12 protein-coding genes and 1 pseudogene are annotated in these 17,345 nt (G+C 69.1%); 6 read left to right on the top strand and 7 right to left on the bottom strand.

Annotated elements, in window-relative coordinates; genetic code table 11:
• Positions 1-6 precede the first annotated feature (6 nt).
• The gene (locus tag AJAP_RS18685) at positions 7-1,230 is read left to right on the top strand and encodes a PucR family transcriptional regulator (protein ID WP_038513420.1); all 1,224 of its coding nucleotides are present in this window, start codon (positions 7-9) and stop codon (positions 1,228-1,230) included.
• Here the strand turns inward: AJAP_RS18685 and AJAP_RS18680 are convergent.
• Positions 1,189-2,040, bottom strand: coding sequence for a helix-turn-helix transcriptional regulator (locus tag AJAP_RS18680; RefSeq protein WP_038513417.1), 852 nt, complete (start codon positions 2,038-2,040; stop codon positions 1,189-1,191). The genes AJAP_RS18685 and AJAP_RS18680 overlap by 42 nt on opposite strands.
• Positions 2,041-2,125: 85 nt before the next feature.
• Between AJAP_RS18680 and AJAP_RS18675 the strand changes: the two genes are divergently transcribed.
• Positions 2,126-2,905 carry an SDR family NAD(P)-dependent oxidoreductase gene (locus AJAP_RS18675; protein ID WP_038513415.1) on the top strand — a complete coding sequence of 260 codons (780 nt, stop codon included), beginning with the start codon at positions 2,126-2,128 and terminating at the stop codon, positions 2,903-2,905.
• Between the two features lie 102 nt (positions 2,906-3,007).
• Entirely contained in the window at positions 3,008-4,657 is a 1,650-nt protein-coding gene (locus AJAP_RS18670; RefSeq protein ID WP_038513412.1) for a WXG100 family type VII secretion target, read from the top strand.
• Positions 4,658-4,687: 30 nt separating this feature from the next.
• Here AJAP_RS18670 and AJAP_RS42510 read toward each other — a convergent pair whose 3' ends face one another.
• Together AJAP_RS42510 and AJAP_RS18660 are read right to left on the bottom strand one after the other, a co-directional pair.
• Positions 4,688-6,352, bottom strand: coding sequence for an ankyrin repeat domain-containing protein (locus AJAP_RS42510; RefSeq protein ID WP_051972505.1), 1,665 nt, complete (start codon positions 6,350-6,352; stop codon positions 4,688-4,690).
• 117 nt (positions 6,353-6,469) lie between these two features.
• Positions 6,470-7,579, bottom strand: coding sequence for a coiled-coil domain-containing protein (locus AJAP_RS18660; RefSeq protein WP_038513410.1), 1,110 nt, complete (start codon positions 7,577-7,579; stop codon positions 6,470-6,472).
• 210 nt (positions 7,580-7,789) lie between these two features.
• Between AJAP_RS18660 and AJAP_RS18655 the strand changes: the two genes are divergently transcribed.
• Positions 7,790-9,031: a tyrosine-type recombinase/integrase gene (locus AJAP_RS18655; protein ID WP_038523373.1), complete on the top strand. Its 1,242-nt coding sequence runs from the start codon at positions 7,790-7,792 to the stop codon at positions 9,029-9,031.
• Positions 9,032-9,033: 2 nt separating this feature from the next.
• Here the strand turns inward: AJAP_RS18655 and AJAP_RS18650 are convergent.
• From AJAP_RS18650 to AJAP_RS18635, 4 genes and pseudogenes are all read right to left on the bottom strand, one after another.
• A pseudogene (locus AJAP_RS18650) lies at positions 9,034-9,722 on the bottom strand (class I SAM-dependent methyltransferase); the annotation flags it as partial.
• Positions 9,723-9,981: 259 nt separating this feature from the next.
• Positions 9,982-11,025 (bottom strand): TolB-like translocation protein, encoded by a 1,044-nt coding sequence (locus AJAP_RS18645; RefSeq protein WP_038513406.1) that lies wholly within the window; start codon positions 11,023-11,025, stop codon positions 9,982-9,984.
• Between the two features lie 16 nt (positions 11,026-11,041).
• Complete coding sequence (locus tag AJAP_RS18640) at positions 11,042-12,601, bottom strand: discoidin domain-containing protein (RefSeq protein ID WP_038513403.1); 1,560 nt, start codon at positions 12,599-12,601, stop codon at positions 11,042-11,044.
• A gap of 87 nt (positions 12,602-12,688) precedes the next feature.
• Positions 12,689-14,257: a discoidin domain-containing protein gene (locus AJAP_RS18635; RefSeq protein ID WP_038513401.1), complete on the bottom strand. Its 1,569-nt coding sequence runs from the start codon at positions 14,255-14,257 to the stop codon at positions 12,689-12,691.
• A 173-nt stretch (positions 14,258-14,430) separates the two neighbouring features.
• Between AJAP_RS18635 and AJAP_RS18630 the strand changes: the two genes are divergently transcribed.
• Positions 14,431-15,966: a PucR family transcriptional regulator gene (locus AJAP_RS18630; protein WP_038513398.1), complete on the top strand. Its 1,536-nt coding sequence runs from the start codon at positions 14,431-14,433 to the stop codon at positions 15,964-15,966.
• A gap of 107 nt (positions 15,967-16,073) precedes the next feature.
• Positions 16,074-17,336, top strand: coding sequence for an NAD(P)/FAD-dependent oxidoreductase (locus AJAP_RS18625; protein ID WP_038513395.1), 1,263 nt, complete (start codon positions 16,074-16,076; stop codon positions 17,334-17,336).
• The last annotated feature ends 9 nt before the right edge of the window (positions 17,337-17,345 follow it).

The raw sequence follows: 17,345 nt of genomic DNA, 5'->3' as shown, positions 1-17,345 counted from the left end.
CCCTCTATGACGAAGGCGTCGGCACAGCCCTGGCGCAGGCTCGACGCCTCGGTGCTGACCCGCCTGGAGCCCGACACCGCCGCGATCGCGTCCGCCGCGATGGACCAGGTCCGTGCCGGGCTGCGGACCCCGCTGGACGACCGGACGGCGGCGAACCTCCAAGTCACCCTCGACGTCGCGCTGCACGCCTTCTTCAGCGAGATCGGCCATCCCGACATCACCACCGACCGGGAGGTCTACCGCGCGCAGGGCCGGGCCCAGCACACCGCCGGCCGCAGCCTCGAGGAGATGCTCGGCTTCTACCAATCCGCAGCGCTGGGCGTGTGGCGGCAGCTGACCTCGGCGGCACCGGCGGTGGATCTGCCGACCCAGGCGATCGTCGAACTCGGCGAGGCGCTTTTCGCCTTCATCGCGGAACTCTCGGCGGCGGCCGCCGACGGATACGCCGAAGCACGCTCACAGGCGGCGCGGGCCGGGCAAGCGCGGCGGGACCGGCTCCTGGGTCTCCTGCTCGCCGAACCGGCCGCCAGCCGGGATTTGCTCGAAGACGCCGCGAGCCAAGCCATGTGGGTCCTGCCCGGCAGGCTCGTCGTCGCGGTCACCAGCGCCGATGTCGCACCCCAGCTGCTGGACCGGATGCCGGGGCGGGTGCTGGTCGGCCGTCACCACGACCTGACCGCGGTGGTCATGCCCGCCGACCGGCTCGAGTGGTACCTCGGCCGGTTGCGGGACCTGCTCGGCGACGACCAGGCAGGCGTGGGCCCGATCGTGCCGCTCCGCTCGGCCGCGCTCGGTGCCCGCCGGGCGAGCGCGCTCTGGCGGCTGACCCGCACCGGCGCGCTCGGCGACAGTCCCCTCGTCCACACCACCGATCACCGCATCGATCTGCTGCTGACCGCCGATCCCGAACTCGCCGCCGAGTTCGCGGAAGACGTCCTCGCGCCGTTGGCCGGTCTCCCGGAACCGGCGCGGCAACGGCTCACCACGACCCTCGCCGCCTGGCTCGCGCGGCCTGATCAGCCGCAGGCGATCGGCGTCGAACTGCACGTCCACGTCCAGACCGTCCGGTACCGGATCCGGCAGTTGCGGACGCTGTTCGGCGGCACGATCGACGACCCGGCAGGCCGCTTCGCGCTCGCGATCGCGCTCAGGATCGACCCGCTGGTATCGAGGGAACCTACAAAACCATCAGAGCGGAGCGTCCATCCGCTGCGTCCCGACGACGGATAGCAGCCGCAGCGCGTTCTCCGACGGAGTGCCGGGATCGGCGGTGTAGATCACGACCTGCTGGTCCCGGTCGCTGATGTCGAGGACGTCGCAGTTCACGCTGACCGGGCCGACCACCGGGTGCTGGAACGTCTTGCACAGCGTGGGCGCGGCGCAGACGTCGTGCGCGGCCCACAGCCGGGCGAATTCCTCACTGCCGTCGAGGAGTTCCCGGATCAGCCCGGCGACTTCGGGGTCGTCGGGATAACGGCCCGCGGTGACCCGCAGATTCCGGACCGCGCTCGCCGCGAACTCGTCCACATCGGACACCCCGTACAGCCGCCGCCCCTCCGGCAGCGGCCCGAGGAACGCGCGGCGCACGAGATTGCGGTCCCGCCGGGGCAGCGCGGAGAAGTCCTCCATCAGCGCCGCGGCGAGGTCGTTCCAGGCGAGCACCTCGTAGGTCGCCGACAGCACGATCGCCGCCGCCTGCGGAAGGCGGTGCAGCAGCGCGAGAATGCTCGGCCGGACCTCACGCGACGGGCCAGGCGGTGGTCCCGGCGGCGCGCCGGCGAGGTGGTGCAGGTGGTCCCGTTCCACATCCGACAGCCGAAGCGCCCTGGTCAGCCCGCCCAGCACCTCACGCGAGGGACGCGGACCGCGAGCCTGCTCCAGCCGCGTGTAGTACTCGGTCGAGATGTAGGCCAGCTGCGCCACCTCCTCGCGCCGAAGGCCGGGGGTGCGGCGGCGTGGCCCGGCGGGAAGGCCGACGTCGGCGGGGGTGATCCGCTCGCGCCTGCTGCGCAGGAAGTCCGCCAGTTGTCGTCTGTCCACCACTCCAGTGTGGACGATGGCGGCCCGCCAGCCAGGTACCGCCGATGCCTGGATAGGCGCCGAAAGCGGGAGAACCCTCGGTGCCATGACCACCACAACGACTGTTTCAGGCCTGCTCGAGGGCAAGGTCGCCTTCATCACCGGTGCCGGCCGAGGTATCGGCGCCGCCGCGGCGCGGCTGTTCGCCAGGGAAGGCGCCCGCGTCGTGCTCGCCGCCCGCACCGAGTCCCAGCTGAAGACCGTGGCCGAGGAGATCCGCGCGGAGGGCGGCATCGCGGACCACGTCGTCTGCGACCTCGGCGACGCGTCTAGCATCCGCGCGGCCGTCGACCGCGCGGTGGAACTGCACGGCAGGCTTGACGTCGCGTTCAACAACGGCGCGACCAACGTGCCGCCCGGCCCGATGGACCAGGTGACCGAGGCCGATTTCGACCATATCTATGCCGTGAACCTGAAGGGTCCGTGGCTGGCCATGGTCGCCGAGATCGAGGCCATCCGCGCCACCGCGAAGACCGGCGCCATCGTCAACAACAGCAGCGTCGGCAGCCTGATGGCCAACCCGGAACTCCCCGCGTACGGCGCGATGAAACGCGGCGTCAACAGCCTCACCGCGTCGGCCGCCGCCACCTACGGCCCGGAAGGGATCCGGATCAACGCCGTCGCACCCGGCACGACGCTGACCGAGATGTTCTCCGAGTGGGTCGAGAGCTCGCCGGACATCCTGCAGCGGCTCAACGCCCAGACCCCGCTGGGGCGGGTGGCCGAGCCCGAGGAGATCGCGCAGGCCGCGGCGTGGCTGCTGAGCGATCGCGCCTCCTACGTGACCGGAGCGGTCCTGCGGGTGGACGGCGGCATGCTGGCCTGACCCCGGGGAGGGGGTGGGTGATGCGGGGGAACCGGTGTCGGCCTTCCGACGTCTGAACGCGCACGACCCGCCCTGACCAGGGGTTTGCCCGAGGAGAAGCCGATGCCGTTCCTGGATCCCGAACCGCTCTACGCCAAGCTCACGTCGGGGGACGCGGCGGGCATCGCCGAGGTCGGCGCCACCATCGCCGACGCCAAGACGTCGTTGCAGACCGTGGCGGACGGGATCTCCGACGGCGCCCTGCGAGCGGCCCGGTCCTGGCGCGGGAAAGCGGCGGCGGAGTTCGTCGGCAAGGCGAAACAGTCCTCGCGAACCGTCGCCGAGGTGTACACCCAGCTCAACACCGCCGAAGCGGCGGTCAAGGGCGCCGCGAAGGCGTACTCCGCGCTGCGGACGTCGGCCGACACCGCCATCGGCCCCTGGCGCAAGCTCGGCCTGACCGACCTCCTCGAAGCGCCGGAGATCGCGATGAAGACCATCCGGGCCCTGACCGTCGCGCAGCAGACCTACGAAAGCCGGCTCACCGCGCTGGCGGCCACGACCGACGGCGGCGGAAGCGAGGGCTGGGACAGCGACGGCAACGCCGACATCAGCGGCGTCAACCCAGGCGAGCCGTGGACCTCCCAGGGCTTGGCCTACGACGGCGAGAACCTGCTGGTGGGCTCATACCACGACGGTGATGGGGACGGCTCCGGCGACAGCCCCATCGGCCCCGGGCTGACGCCGAGCAGGCTGACCTACGTCGACTACGAGACCGGCGTGGAAACGGGGAACGTCTACCTCAACGGCAATGGCGACGTCGGCGCGCCCACGCACACCGGCGGCGTCGCGACGGACGGCGAGCACGTCTGGGTGTCGTCCAACGGCTACGTGTACGTCTACGACAAGGCCGAACTCGACGCCGCGCAGGACAGCGGCAAACCGGTCAACGCCGTGGACGTGGTCGACACACCCGCCCACAGCTACGTCACCTACGCGCAAGGCAAACTCTTCGTGGGCGACTACACCAACAACCGGCTCTACGAAGTCCCGGTCGGCCCCGACGGCTCACCCCGTCCGGACGAAGCCGGAGATCCGATCGAGACGCCGAACAACGTCCAGGGTGTCGTGGTGCGCGACGACGAGTTCATCTTTTCGTCCTCGGACGGGCACAGCGGCAAGTTCTACCGGCAGGACCGGACGCCGGAGTGGTACGACTTCAACGATCGCGAAGAGATCGAGCTGAAGGGCGGCGAGCTGGGCAACGAGGACGGCTACGACTCCCACGGCGTCGAGGAGGCCGTCGAAATCGACGGGGAGATCGTGCTGGCGCACGAATCCGGCGCCTACGGCTACCAGAAGAACCCAGGCTCGAAGTGGGACGAACCGGAGCTGACCAGGATCTCCCTGGACGAACTCGGCCTCGACCCCGACGGCGCGCTCTCCCCCGGCGACGCCGGATACGAAACCGACCCCGACTCGCTGGTCGGTGCCGCGGGCGTCCTGGACGGGGCGACGTCGACGTTGAGCACCGCGGCCGGCGCGATGTCGCGGCTGCAACTCGTGCCGCATCTGCTCGGCGACGTGCCCGCGGCGACCACCTTCAGCGACGCGCTGACCAAGCACGTCACGGCGGCGGGCGACCGGCTGACGGCGGGAGTGGAAACGGTCGGCGGCATCGCGGACAGCCTGGTCACCGGGGCGGACACGTACCGGCGCGTCGAGGACGGGGTTAAGGAAGGGCTGGACAAGCTCGGCGAAGTCCTCTCCTGACCTACCGGCAAGGGGGATTGCCGATGTGATTCAACGAGGAACGGGATCGACGAGGCGTAGTCCGTGGTCAGTGGCGGCGAGTACGCCGAAGTCGGGGTGAGCTGCCAAGGCATTCACCGGGCCTGTGGTGTGGTCGTGGCGTGCGGGTGTACCGGACTCGGCGTTGAGCCACAGGACACCCGAATCAAGCCCGACCGCGAGCCAGGAGCCGTCGGGGGTGAAACACAGCGACGCCGATGTGGCGTGTCCTGGGGCGCCGGTGATGTCGTCGTCCACGTGCAGATGCCAGGCAGGTTCGCCCGACCGTGTCCAGGTGGTGGCGACGAGGCCGCGGTAGCCGTCGGGCCCGCGGCGGCCGTGGTCGGGCCGTACCCAGGTCGCGAACCTGTGCCCGTCCGGGGTGAAGGCGATGTCAGTGACGATCTCGGGACCGTTACCCGTGGGGAGCCCGTCCTCGCGTTCGTAGCGCTGCCGGAGATTCCCGTCGTCGCCTTGTTCGAGCACGGTCAGCCACCAGCTGCCCTGCATCGAGTTGCCGACGGCGAGTGTCCTCCCATCCGGGGCGAACCGCGGCTCCACGCTCCAATCACCGAAGCCGCCCAGCTCGCCGACGATCTCACCGCGATCGAGGTCGATCACATGCACGCGTTCGCAGGAAGGAACCACTAGTTGCCGTCCGTCGGGAGAGAGCACCGGGGTGGCGTACAGGTCCTCGGGCAGCAGCTCCTTGGGGACCTGGCGAGATCGCCGCAGATCATCCCAATCCTGCAGCCACACCGACTCCTGGTCGGCGGAGGCCAGCGTGGCGCCCGCGGTGTAGGGGCCCAAACTGCGCTTCCGCCCAGACCCCCGGATGATCTCGACCGGGGTGAGCGTCGGGATCAGCTGCCACCGCACGAGTACCGTGCCGGAATACATGGCGGTCAGCGCCTCCGGCCGATCCGGACGAGCCGCAACATGGTGCTGCGGGCTCACCGCTACCTCGTCGGGTAGCAGTTCCACCGAACGCCCGGATGCCACCACCAAGGCGTTCAGCCGGTCCCGCAGATCCTGCGGCCCCTGCTCGCCAACCAGATCAGAAGGCAGCTTTCCGAGTTCATTCCGCACGCCCGGATCGGCGCCACGCTCGAGCAGCAGATCGACGACCCGCTCCCAGACCGCGTCAGTGGCGGTCCGTCGGCTGGCATCGTGCAGCGGCGTGCTCGATCGGCTTGTCCGGTGCGGGGCGCCGGCCTCGATCAACAGGCGCGCGATACAGGGGTCGTCGGCCAGATCCAGTGGTGTGTGTCCGTGCTCATCGAGCAGCGCAGGGTCAGCGCCGGCGGCGAGGAAGGCCCGCGCCACTTCCACGTAACCTTTTTCGACCACGACGTGAAGCGGCGTCTGGGCGAACAGGTAACGCGCAGCCAGTCCGGGCGGCCCGGCCGCTGTAGCCACCAGCCTTGCCACCTCACCGCTGGCCGCCCAATGCAGCGCTCCGTCCCCGTTCTTCCGAACGGCAAGCGGATCCGCGCCATGCTCCAGCAGCAAGCGGACCGCTGCGGCGGAATTGGCTTTCCAGGTGGCCGCGATCAGCGGAGTGACGCCCATCCAGCCCCTGACGTTCACGGCTTCCGGCTCGGCGCTCAGCAAGTCCGTCAGCCGCTCCAGATCCCCGGCCTCCGCCGCCGCGATAACCGGATGATCGTCTCGCACGCTTCTCCCCCGAGCCCACAGCGCGCCGACGCCCGCCTTTCAGGGGCATCATGTCAGCATGAGCTACACGCCCATTGCGGCGTGTAGCTCATGCTCCCGCGTGACGGGCTGAGCGGGTTACGTTCGGCCAGGCTCCGTTGTCATCTCCTCACCGAGGAGAATCTTCAGTAGGTCGTTTCGTAGCGGCGCCGACGGTTCCTCTGTCGCGGCGAGGGCGCGTTGGCGGATGCGGGACAGCGTTGCCGCGATTTGATCGTGCAGTGCCTGGGATTGGGTGACCCGAAGCTGAGCCGCAGCGAGTTGCCCGCGCACGGCGGTCAGTTCGGTTTGAACGTCTGCGAGTCGCGTGCGCGATGCCGTCTCGCGCGCTGCTTGCTCGGCGAGAGCTTCCCGATGGCGGACGTCTTGATCCCGTAACTCCCCCCGGACCGCGTCCAACTCCGCGGTCAGCTCGCGCTTTTGCGTGTCCACGAGCCGCTCCCATGTCTTGCGGCGCTCGTCCGACTCAGCCAGCGCGGTCAACGCGGCATCTCGTTCAGCGGTCCGTGTCGCCAGTTCCTCGCCGCGGGCCGAGAGCGTGGCGGCCAGCTTGTCGGCCCGGGTCCGCTGTTCGGCCGCTTCTTCGGCGACCTCTTTCGCCCGCTGCGTGATCACGGCGGTGGCCGATTCCGCTTTCGCTTGAGCCAGCTGGGCGGCGGACCGGGCCTCGACGGCCTCGTCGGCGATCACCTCGGCCCGAAGCTCAGCCTGTTCAGCGACTCGTGCTGCTTCCGTCGCCGTCTCGGCGGTGTGTTCGGCCTCGGCTGCCCGCTCCAGCGCGGCGTCCCGTTGCCGGTCGGCTTCGGCCGCGGCCGCATGGGCGGCGTCGGCTTGACTGACAGCAGCTGCGATCTCATCGCGCAGATGGGCGGTGACCGCGTCGAGCGCGTTGCTCAACGTTCGGAGAGGGTCCGTCAGCGCGGCGGCGGCCTGGTCGAAGGCCTGTCCGGCGTCCGCCAGCGCCACGGACGGCACGGCCTCGTCGCCCAGCGCCTCCCGTAGCGCCTGTTCGGCCGCGGCCAGTTGCTTGCAGCTTTTTCCGCCGGGCCATGTCCGGTCTGGGCAGAACTCGTAGGGCCTGCCTCCACGCGGTCCGGGCGGCGGCAGCGGCTCCCGGCACTTGCGAAACCCGCATCGTGCCTGCTCCGGCGCACTTTCCTCGGCTACCACGCTCGCGTTCTCGACCATGTCCGGAGCTTACCTTGTTGGTTGCATAACCTATAACTGAGGTATAGGTAACTACAACTACAACCTAACTTAGCTACAGAAGATACATTTTGTAGCTAAGTGGTTCGCGGAGGTCGGATCTGGAGGTGTGAGCGTCCGGAGACGAAGAATCGGGGCGTCTGAGGGGCTGCCGAAAACTGGGCAAGCGATCAACGCCGATACGGTGTGCCGATGATCGTGACTGGTGTGGCGCAGGACGACAGCGTCGCCAGGACCGGGCTATCCCCCGCCGGCGCACTCACCGACGAGGTCTGGCCGGGACTGGCGGATCCGGCGGGGCTGCTGTCGGGAATCACCGACTGGCTCACCGGCTACGGCAACCGCCAGACCCGCCGCACCTACGCCGAAGGACTCGGGCTGCCGGTCAGCGCGGCCGACATCGCCGCGGCTTGGACACCGACCGGCACTCCGAGCGACGCTCGATGGAGCGCCGCGGTGGCGGCTTACGCCGACGCCGTGCTCACCGCGCCCGCGTCCGGGCGGACGGGGCCTCCACCGGCGGGTCGCGGCAGATTGCGGTCCTGGCATTGGCTGCGCTGGTGCGCCACGCGCGGTATCGACCCGACGGCGGCGACGTCGGCGCACGTGAAGGCCTGGCTGGGAGAACTGGACGAGGCGGGCGCCGCGCCGTCGACGCGCGACCGGATGCTCGCCACGGTGAAGACCCTGTACGCGTTCCTGGCCGACGCGGGACTCGTGGCGGCGAACCCCGCGGCACTGGATCGCCGTCGGCTCGGGCTGACCGCGGCCGCGGCGAGCACATCCGCGACGATCACGCTGACCTCACGGCAGGTCGCGGCGCTGCACCGGGCGGCGGGTGCGCCGCGGCGTGGTGCCGGCGCGTGCGATGTCGCCCGCGCGGTCGCGATCGTCTCCCTCTTCACCCTGGGGTTGCGGGTGAGCGAGCTGTGCGGGCTCGACGAGGCGGATCTGCACGTCACGCGGGGGCGGCGGGCGCTACGGGTGCGAGGCAAGGGCGGGAAGGTCCGTGTCGTGTACCTGAGTGTCCCTGCCGAGAACGCGGTGCTGGAATACGCGAATTTGCGTGGCGACGGCGCGGGAACCGCGATCGTGGCGGGGGTCGGCCGGGCCGGTCGTGGCGGCGACCGGCCGCTGCTGGTGACCCGAGGCGGACGTCGTTTCGCCCGGCAGGCGATCTGGCAGCTGCTACGCCGGGTCGCCGCGGCCGCGGGCCCGGAGCTGGCCGGTGTCGCCGAAGTGATGCATCCGCACGCGCTGCGGCATTTCTACGTGACCGCGGCGGTGGAGGCGGGTGCGTCTCTGGAATATGTCCAGGCCGACGTCGGGCACGCCAGTATCGACACCACCAGCGCGGTTTACGACCACGCGGCCCGCGACCCTGCCCGCAGTGCGGTCGACCTGGTCGCCGACGCCTGGCACCCCGGCTCCTGATCCGCCTCGAGGACGAAGAACAGGAAGCTCAGGAAGGCGGTCTTGCCCGCGAGCTCTTCCGGGAAACGCTCTCGCGCGCCCGGCGCCGGGTGGGGCTCGCTGACGACGGACGTCCGGAAACCCGCCGCGGTGAAGGCGTCGGTCATCGCGTGCAGGGGCCGATGCCAGTACGTCAGAACGGCTTTCTGGCCGCTGAAGGTGTACTCGTCCGACCACTTGACGGTCTTGAAGTAGTCGCCCTCGGGGTGGACCAGCTTGAAGATGATCGGGTGGTTGACGGCCATGATCAGCCTGCCGCCGGGTTTCAGCACACGCCGGATCTCGGCCAGCGGTGCAGTCCAGTCTTCGAGGTAGTGCAGGACGAGGGCGGCGATGACGTCGTCGAAGGCACTGTCGGAATAGGGCAGCGGCTCACCGATGTCGGCGATCCGCAATGCCGCGTCGTCACCGAGGCGTTTCCGGGCCAGCTCCAGCATTTTGGTGCTGGAGCTGGCCCGGTCACGATGGCGCCCCGATCGCGCAGCGCCTCGAAAAGAGGACCCGCCCCGCACCCCGCGTCGAGGATCCGCCTGCCGGTCACGTCGCCGGCCAGATCGAGGATGGCGGGCCGCGTGTAGTACGCGTTGATCAGGCTGGTTTCGTTCTCGGCCGCATACGCCTCGGCGAAGGTGTCATAGTCGTTTTCCACCAAACCAATCTATCGAGGGGTAAGGCGAAGGTGGCGTGGTCGGCAGATGGGCTGAAGGGGGCTTTCGCTGCGTCCGATGTGGTGATGGGCCCCTTCGCGTCGTGCTGGTCGATAGAACCGACCGTGTCTCAGCTACCCGCAGCCGGGCGGTTTCGCGTGACCACAGGGACAACACACGTGATCAGACGGACGACACGCGTGTCCAGGCGGACGACTCGTGACGGGACCCGGCCACGCCACATTTGACTTACCCCTCGATAAGTCACGACGAGGACTTGCCGAGACCACCCGTGACCGACGGCGACGACGCGAGCGGAACCAGCAGCCGCGCCGCGCCACTGCCGTCCGCGGGCACGGCCCAGATGTCGCTTTCCTTCCCGTTCCCGCGCGGCAGGCTGTACCCGATCGTGTCGTTGTCGAGCCACACCACCTGGTCGTCCACACTGCGCGTTTCCGCCAGCGGGGTCTCACGCATCGTGGCCAGATCCAGCACGTGTTCCCGCCACGGGTTGACGTCGCCCTCCACCACCCGCTTCTTGAACGCGAGCTTCTTCCCGTCCGGCGACAGCGAAGGACATTCCGCGTTCTCCCGCAGCGTGCGGGCGTTCCACGCCGTGTTGTCGCCCTGCACCAGATAAGTCCGCCCGCCGGTGGCGACCGTGGCATAGAACGTCCGCTCGTCCGCGGCGAACGTGACGCCCCAGTAGTTGACGTCCTCGCCACGATGGGGCACGTCCCCGATCCGCAACGGGATGCCCTCGATGTTGCTCGACAGTTCGTTCAGCTCGCGATCCATGATGGCCGTGCGCGTCGAGAAGGTGCCGGGCGTCGAGTAGGAGTCACCGGTGACGAAGGTGGTCCAGCTCCCCATCCGGCCGCCGGGTGAGAGCTTCGCGCGGTTGGGGATTCCGGGGACGTCGACTCGTTTGACCTCGCCGAGCGCGGCATCGACGAACCGGGCGACCGCACCCGCCATCGGCGTGGAGTCCTTCGCCAGGCACAGGCCACCGTTCGCCACGGTGTAGAACCGTTCGCACGTGAGCGAGCTGATCCGTCGCGGCCCTCCGGGATCGGAGACGGGGACCGAGGCGACGTTGCCGTACCCCGGCCCCGAAGCGCCGTTGCGGAACAGCAGTCTGCCCTGCTCCCCCAGTCCGACCTGCCCCGCGGAATCCACCGCGACCGTCGCGTCGGCCGTCTGTCGCTCGGGGCTCTTCGCCTTGGCCTGCACCACGTACACCACCGAGGCGGCGGCGAGAGCGGCGACACCCGCCAGCGCGACGACGAACTTCACCGGAAGCTTCATCCCGTCTCCTTCCCCGTCACCGGCAGTGGTACGGGCCTGCTTTGTCGAGCAGTTCGCCGTTGGTGCCGATGATCTCCCAGGAATAGGTCTTTCCCTTGAGGACCAGCTTCATCACCCCGTGCTTGCCCAGGACCTTCTCGACGCCTTCGCGGGCTTTGTAATCGAGGTACAGGCTGTCGCCGCCGATACCGGCGATGACCGAACGCACGCCGTTGGCCTCGTCGACGTGCCCGTTGACGTCCAGTGGCTTCGTTCGCTCGTAATGGTGGTCGTGCCCGGCGAACACGACGTCCGCCTTCGCCCTGGCAAGCTCGTTCCACAACGGCGCCACGCTCTTCGCGTCACCGGAATTCCCCGAGTTGAAGCGCGGGTGGTGCCAGTAGCCGGCGATACAGGACTTCTTCGTCTTCGCGAGGTCCTTGCGCAGCCACGCGACCTGCTCGGCGCCGCCGCCGTTGTACACCGGGTCCGAATCGAGCGCGACGAAATGGAAGGCTCCGACGTCGAAGCTGTAGTACGGCTTGCCCTTCGGCGTCGCGATCTTGCCGAAGTACTGTTTGTACCCCGCCAGCTCGTTGTTCCACTCGTGGTTGCCCGGCGTGGGTTTGGTGATCTTCTTGAACTTGCCCCACGTCTTGTCGTAGTACGAACGGAATTCTTCGATGGTGCCGTCGACGTACTGGTTGTCTCCGACCGTCAGCACGTATCGAGGCTTGATCTTCGCGACGAGTTCCGCGGTCTGCTGGTGCTCGGAAGGCAGCTCCGGTTTGGCGATGTCGCCGGCGAGCGCGATGACGATACCGTCGGACGGGGTCGACCGGGTGGACGCCTTCACCGGCGCGGTCGACCCGGACAGGTTCCCGGCCGCGTCCCGTGCCCGCACCGCGTACTGGAAGTCGAAGCCCGAAGCCAGCGACGTGTCGGTGTAGGACGTCGTCGCGGACCTGCCGATCACGTTGCCGTTGCGCAGGATCTCGTACTCGACGACCCCGACGTCGTCGCTCGCCGGGTTCCAGCCGAGCGTGATGCTCTCGGTGGTGGACGACGCCTGCCGGAGCCCGGACGGCACCGACGGCGGCTGGATGTCGCCGTCGCCGGTCCGGACGCCGTAGACCTCCAGTTCCCACAGCGAGTACCCGTAAACGGTCGCCCGTGCCGTGCCGAAGATCCGGACGTGCCGGGCGGAAGTGTTCAGACCGGTGAACTCGTCGAGTCCGCCGTCGCTCCCCACCACGGTCTTCACGTCACGCCAGTTCTGGCCGTCGTCGGACGCCTGGACCTGGTAGTCCTTCGCGTGGGCCGATTCCCAGAAGACCTTGATCCGGCTGATGTCCGCCGGGCCGCCGAGGTCTACGGCGATCCACTGTGGATCGCCTTCCAGGCTCGCCCAGCGGGTCGTCGAATCGCCGTCGACGGCGAGAGCACCGCTGAAACTCTCGTTCTCGACGGTGGACGTCGTGGTCCGTTTGTTGACCGACAGCAGTGATTCCACCGGTCCGGCCGTGGCGCTGGAAGCGATCACGGGCTGAGCGAGCAGGACGATCGCCGCGATCGCGGCGGTGCCCGGCTTCACCATTCGATTCACCTGTACTCCTGGAGGTGCTTACGTCGTCGTGAACCACGGACCGGGTCCGGTGCCGCGGACGGCACCGGACCCCGGCTGTCAGCGGCAGGTGTACGGACCCGCCTTGTCGAGCACGTTCCCGTTGGTGTCGACGATCTCCCAGGAGTAGGACTTCCCGTTCAGCATCAGCTTCATGACGCCGTGCTTGGCGAAGATCTTCTCCACCCCTTCACGTTCCTTGTAGTTCGTGTAGAGGTAGTCCCCGCCGATACCGGTGATGACCGAACGCACGCCGTTGGCCTCGTCGACGTGCCCGTTGACGTCCAGCGGCTTCGTCCGCTCGTAGTGATGGTCGTGCCCGGACATCACCATGTCCGCCTTCACCTTGGCCAGCTCGTTCCACAACGGCGCGATCTGCTTCTTGTCGCCGTATTCGCCCGAGTTGAACCGCGGGTGGTGCCAGTACCCGATGACGCAGGCCTTGGTGTTCTTCGCCAGGTCGTCGCGCAGCCAGGCCACCTGCTCGGAACCGCCGCCGCCGTAGATCGGGTTCGAGTCCATCGCGACGAAGTGGAACTCGCCGATGTCGTAGCTGTAGTACGGCAAGCCCTTCGGGTACGCGATCGCGCCGAAGTACTCCTTGTACCCCCTGAGCTGGTCGTCCCATTCGTGGTTGCCCGTCGTGGGCTTGGTGATGCTCTTGAACTTGCCCCATGTCTTGTCGTAATGGGCGCGATACTCGGAAATGGTGCCCTTGTGGTACTGGTTGTCCCCGACGGTCAGCACGTACTGCGGGTTCATCCTGGCGACCTGGTTCGCGGTCGCCTGATGCGTCGAGAAGAGCTCGGGGTTGGCGATGTCACCCCCGACCGCGATGGTGATGGGACCGGTTCCGCCGGGCTGGGTGGAGGCCTTGACCACCGAACTCGCCGCGGAGACGTTCCCGGCCGCGTCCCGTGCCCGCACCGAGTAGCCGAACTCCGCTCCGGACGCCAGCCCGGAGTCGGTGTAGGTGGTCGTCGCCGTGGTTCCGACGACGTTCCCGTCGCGGAGCACCTCGTACTCGGTGACCCCGACGTTGTCGGTGGACGCGGTCCAGCCGAGTGAGACGCTGTTGGTGGTGGTGCCCGTCGCGGCGAGACCGGTCGGCGCCGTCGGTGCCTGCGTGTCTCCGCTGCCGGAGCGGTCACCGTAGACTTCCAGCTCCCACAACGAATAGCCGTACGACGTTCCCCTGGCCGTGCCGTGGATACGGATGTGGCGCGCGGACGCGTTGAGGCCCAGGTGTTCGTCGATGGCGCCGTTGCCGCCGGTGACCGACTTGATGTCGGTCCAGGTCCGGCCGTCGGCCGAGCCCTGGATCTTGTAGGTCTTGGCGTAGGCGGCTTCCCAGTTCAGTTTGACCTTGGTGACGGTCGAGGTCCCGCCGAGGTCGACGGCGATCCATTGCGGATCGACTCCTTCCTCGCTGGCCCATCTGGTCGTGGTGCTGCCGTCGACCGCGTTGCCACCACCGAATTCGGCGGCCTCGACCGACGACGTGGTCGTCGGCTTGCCCGCTGACAGCAGGGATTCCGCTTGCGCGGTGGTACCCGACGAAATCAAGGTCTGCCCCAGCAGGGCCAGGGTCGCCACCGCGACACCGGCCAGGGGTGTTCTCCGTTTCATGCGAACTCCTCGACGTTGCGGAGTCGGCGAGTACCGGCGGTGGGCGGCGACTGTCAGCCGGAGTCGCTTAGTTAAGTAAGTTTCCTAACGATCGCAGTGTAAAAGGTTCTTAAACTCACAGTCAACGGGTCATCGCCCGGTGCTCGGCACCATTTGATGGCAGGGTCGCGGCCATGGTGACGCTGGATCGGCTCGTGAACGTCCTCGGTGGATACGGGGCGCGGTTGTGGTGCTGCCCGGTGTCGCGCGAGGTGGCCTTGCGCGACGTGGTCATGCACGACGCCGCCGACCCCCGCGACCTGCGCGGGGACGTGTATCTCGCCGTCGGCGCGGAGTCGGTCACGGCCGCCGTCGAGCTGGCCGCGGCGGCACAGGCCTCCGTCGTCCTGGTCCGCGGCTCGTCGCCGGATCCCGAGGCGGCCGAACGGGCGGAACGCGGCGGCGTCGCGGTGCTGCTGGTGGACCCGGACGTGTCCTGGGGACAGCTCGCAGGAGTGGTGTACGGCCTTGTGCTGGAGGGCCGCGAGACCGAGTCGGGCCGCGGGCCGACCGACCTGTTCGCGCTCGCCGACAGCCTGGCGGACGCGCTCGGCAGCGCGGTGACCATCGAAGACCGGCTGTCCCGCGTCCTCGCCTACTCCAGCCGCCAGCATCTGGCCGACCGGGCACGGCTGGAGACGATCCTGGGCAGGCTCGTCCCGGAGCCGGTGCGCGAGCTGTTCGAACGGCGGGGCGTGTTCCGGCACCTCGCCGAGTCCGACGAGCCGCTGTTCGTCGAGGCCGATCCCGAACACGGGCTGACCGGACGCATGGTCGTCGCGGTCCGCGCGGGGCGTGAGCTGCTGGGTTCGATCTGGGTGGAATGCGACCGTCCGCTCTCCGACGCCCGGCGCGCGGTCCTGCGGGACAGCTCGCGCACGGTCGGCCTCCACCTGCTGCGCTCACGCGCGAGCGCGGATCTGGAGCGGCAGGTCGAATCCGATCTGGTGATCCGGCTGGTGGAGGGCACACCGGACGCGGCGGCCGTGCTCAGCAGGCTCGGTCTCCCGCCCGGACGGTTCCGGGTGATCGCGCTGCAGGCCCATATCGGCGACGAGCGCCATGCCGCGCTGCTGCTCGCGTTCGAGCGGGCGACCACCGGTTTCGGCTGGTCACGCCCCGGCCGCAGCACGCTGTTCAGCAACACCGTCTACACCGTCCTGCCCGGGGACGACGTCGAAGCGGCCAGGGCGTGGGTCGGTTCGATCCGCGAGGCGCTGCCCCGGCAGGTGACGATGCTGGCCGGCATCGGGGCGGGTGCGACGTCGGCCGAGCTGCCCGCCAGCAGGCTGGAAGCCGACGAATGTCTCGCGCTGCACAGCGTGCGTCCCGGCACGAAATCCGCGATCGCCTACGACGAAGCCTGGGACGACATCTTGGTGCAACGACTGCGGGCGGCGGCCGCGTCCGGCCGGGCGCCCGCCCGCGGCCCGATCACCGAGCTTCGGCGGCACGACAGTGCGAACGCCACCAGCTACGTCGCGACGCTGCGCGCCTGGCTCGAGGCGCAGGGGGATCTCGCGGAGGCCGCCGAGCGGCTGGAGGTGCACCCCAACACGATCCGCTACCGGCTCCGGAAGATGGCCGAAGTGACCGAACTGCGCCTCGACCAGCCCGCGAAACGGCTGGCGATGATCATCGAGCTGGCCGTGTCCGACCCCACCCCTTGACCGTTCCGGCCAAAACGATCCGCCCAGGTTGTCGGATCCGGACAATCGACACCGCCTGAATCCGAGCCATCCTGACCGCGACAGCACCACTCGTAGCGGAGGAACTCATGGGCGATCTCGACCGGATCGACGGCGGCCCGCGTTCGGCGATCGTGATCGGAGCCGGCGTGGTCGGCCTGTCGACCGCGTGGTTCCTGCAGGAACGCGGCGTCAGTGTCACGGTGGTCGACCGCGCGGGTATCGCGGCGGGCGCGTCGTGGGGCAACGCCGGCTGGCTCTCCCCCGGGCTCTCGATCCCGCTCAACGAACCCGGAGTACTGCGCTACGGACTGCGGACGCTGCTGGACCGGCAGGCCCCGCTGCACGTTCCGCCGTCGCCCGACCCACGGCTGTGGTCGTTCCTCGCCCGATTCGCCGCGAACTGCACCGGCCGGTCGTGGACCCGCGCGGTCGAGGCGAACGCGCCGCTGAACGACGAATGCCTGGAAGCGTTCGACGTCCTCACCACGAACGGCGTGGACGCGCCGACCATCGAAGCGCCGATCACGGCGGCGTTCGAGACCGCCGACCACGCCGCCGGGCTGATCGGCGAACTGCGGCGGATCGAGGAAGTGGGACAGGGCGTTTCCTACACCCGTCTCACCGCGGCCGACCTCGCCGAACGATTCCCCCAGGCCACGGCCAGGCTCGGCGCCGGTGTCCGGATCGACGGGCAGCGCTACGTGGACCCTGGCCGGTTCGTCGAGTCGCTGGCACGGTCGGTGGTGAGCCGGGGCGGGACGATCCGCCACAAGTTCGAGGTCGCTTCCCTGCGCGCGTACCGTCACGCGTTGAGCGTGCGCTCGAAGACGGGGCAGACGGTGAACGCCAACGCGGTCGTGCTGGCGACCGGCGCCTGGCTCGGAGACCTGGGCCGCAAGTGGGGCGTCAAGATCCCCGTGCGGGCCGGACGCGGCTACTCCTTCACCGTGCCGACCGACGAACCGGTACCCGGACCGCTCTACCTGCCGGACATCCGCGTGGCGTGCACGCCGTACCGCGGAGGGCTCCGCGTGGCCGGGACGATGGAGTTCCGGAAACCGGACGCTCGGCTGGACCCGGCCAGGATCGCCGCGATCATCGCCTCGGCGCGGCCGTACCTCACGGGCCTGGACTGGGAACGGCGCACGGACGAATGGGTCGGCTCCCGCCCCGTCACCACCGACGGGCGGCACGTGATCGGCGCGACGAGCACACCCGGGCTCTACGTCGCGGGCGGGCACGGGATGTGGGGACTGACCCACGGCCCGATCACCGGACGCCTCCTGGCCGAGCACATCACCACCGGCAAACAGCCCGAGGCGCTGCGGCCCTTCGACCCCCTTCGCTGATTCGGACGG

The organism is Amycolatopsis japonica (assembly GCF_000732925.1).
GTDB lineage: Bacteria > Actinomycetota > Actinomycetes > Mycobacteriales > Pseudonocardiaceae > Amycolatopsis > Amycolatopsis japonica.
Note: the sequence above shows the minus strand (reverse complement) of the source record. Positions and strands in the feature narration are given on the sequence as shown.

What these genes read in the sequence shown, in the direction of transcription:
- AJAP_RS18675 (WP_038513415.1), top strand. Translation starts at nt 2,126, where the DNA reads ATGACCACCACAACGACTGTTTCAGGCCTGCTCGAGGGCAAGGTCGCC.
- AJAP_RS18635 (WP_038513401.1), bottom strand. Translation starts at nt 14,257, where the DNA reads ATGAAACGGAGAACACCCCTGGCCGGTGTCGCGGTGGCGACCCTGGCC.
- AJAP_RS18660 (WP_038513410.1), bottom strand. Translation starts at nt 7,579, where the DNA reads ATGGTCGAGAACGCGAGCGTGGTAGCCGAGGAAAGTGCGCCGGAGCAG.
- AJAP_RS18645 (WP_038513406.1), bottom strand. Translation starts at nt 11,025, where the DNA reads ATGAAGCTTCCGGTGAAGTTCGTCGTCGCGCTGGCGGGTGTCGCCGCT.
- AJAP_RS18630 (WP_038513398.1), top strand. Translation starts at nt 14,431, where the DNA reads ATGGTGACGCTGGATCGGCTCGTGAACGTCCTCGGTGGATACGGGGCG.
- AJAP_RS18670 (WP_038513412.1), top strand. Translation starts at nt 3,008, where the DNA reads ATGCCGTTCCTGGATCCCGAACCGCTCTACGCCAAGCTCACGTCGGGG.
- AJAP_RS18625 (WP_038513395.1), top strand. Translation starts at nt 16,074, where the DNA reads ATGGGCGATCTCGACCGGATCGACGGCGGCCCGCGTTCGGCGATCGTG.
- AJAP_RS18655 (WP_038523373.1), top strand. Translation starts at nt 7,790, where the DNA reads ATGATCGTGACTGGTGTGGCGCAGGACGACAGCGTCGCCAGGACCGGG.
- AJAP_RS18685 (WP_038513420.1), top strand. Translation starts at nt 7, where the DNA reads ATGACGAAGGCGTCGGCACAGCCCTGGCGCAGGCTCGACGCCTCGGTG.
- AJAP_RS18640 (WP_038513403.1), bottom strand. Translation starts at nt 12,601, where the DNA reads ATGGTGAAGCCGGGCACCGCCGCGATCGCGGCGATCGTCCTGCTCGCT.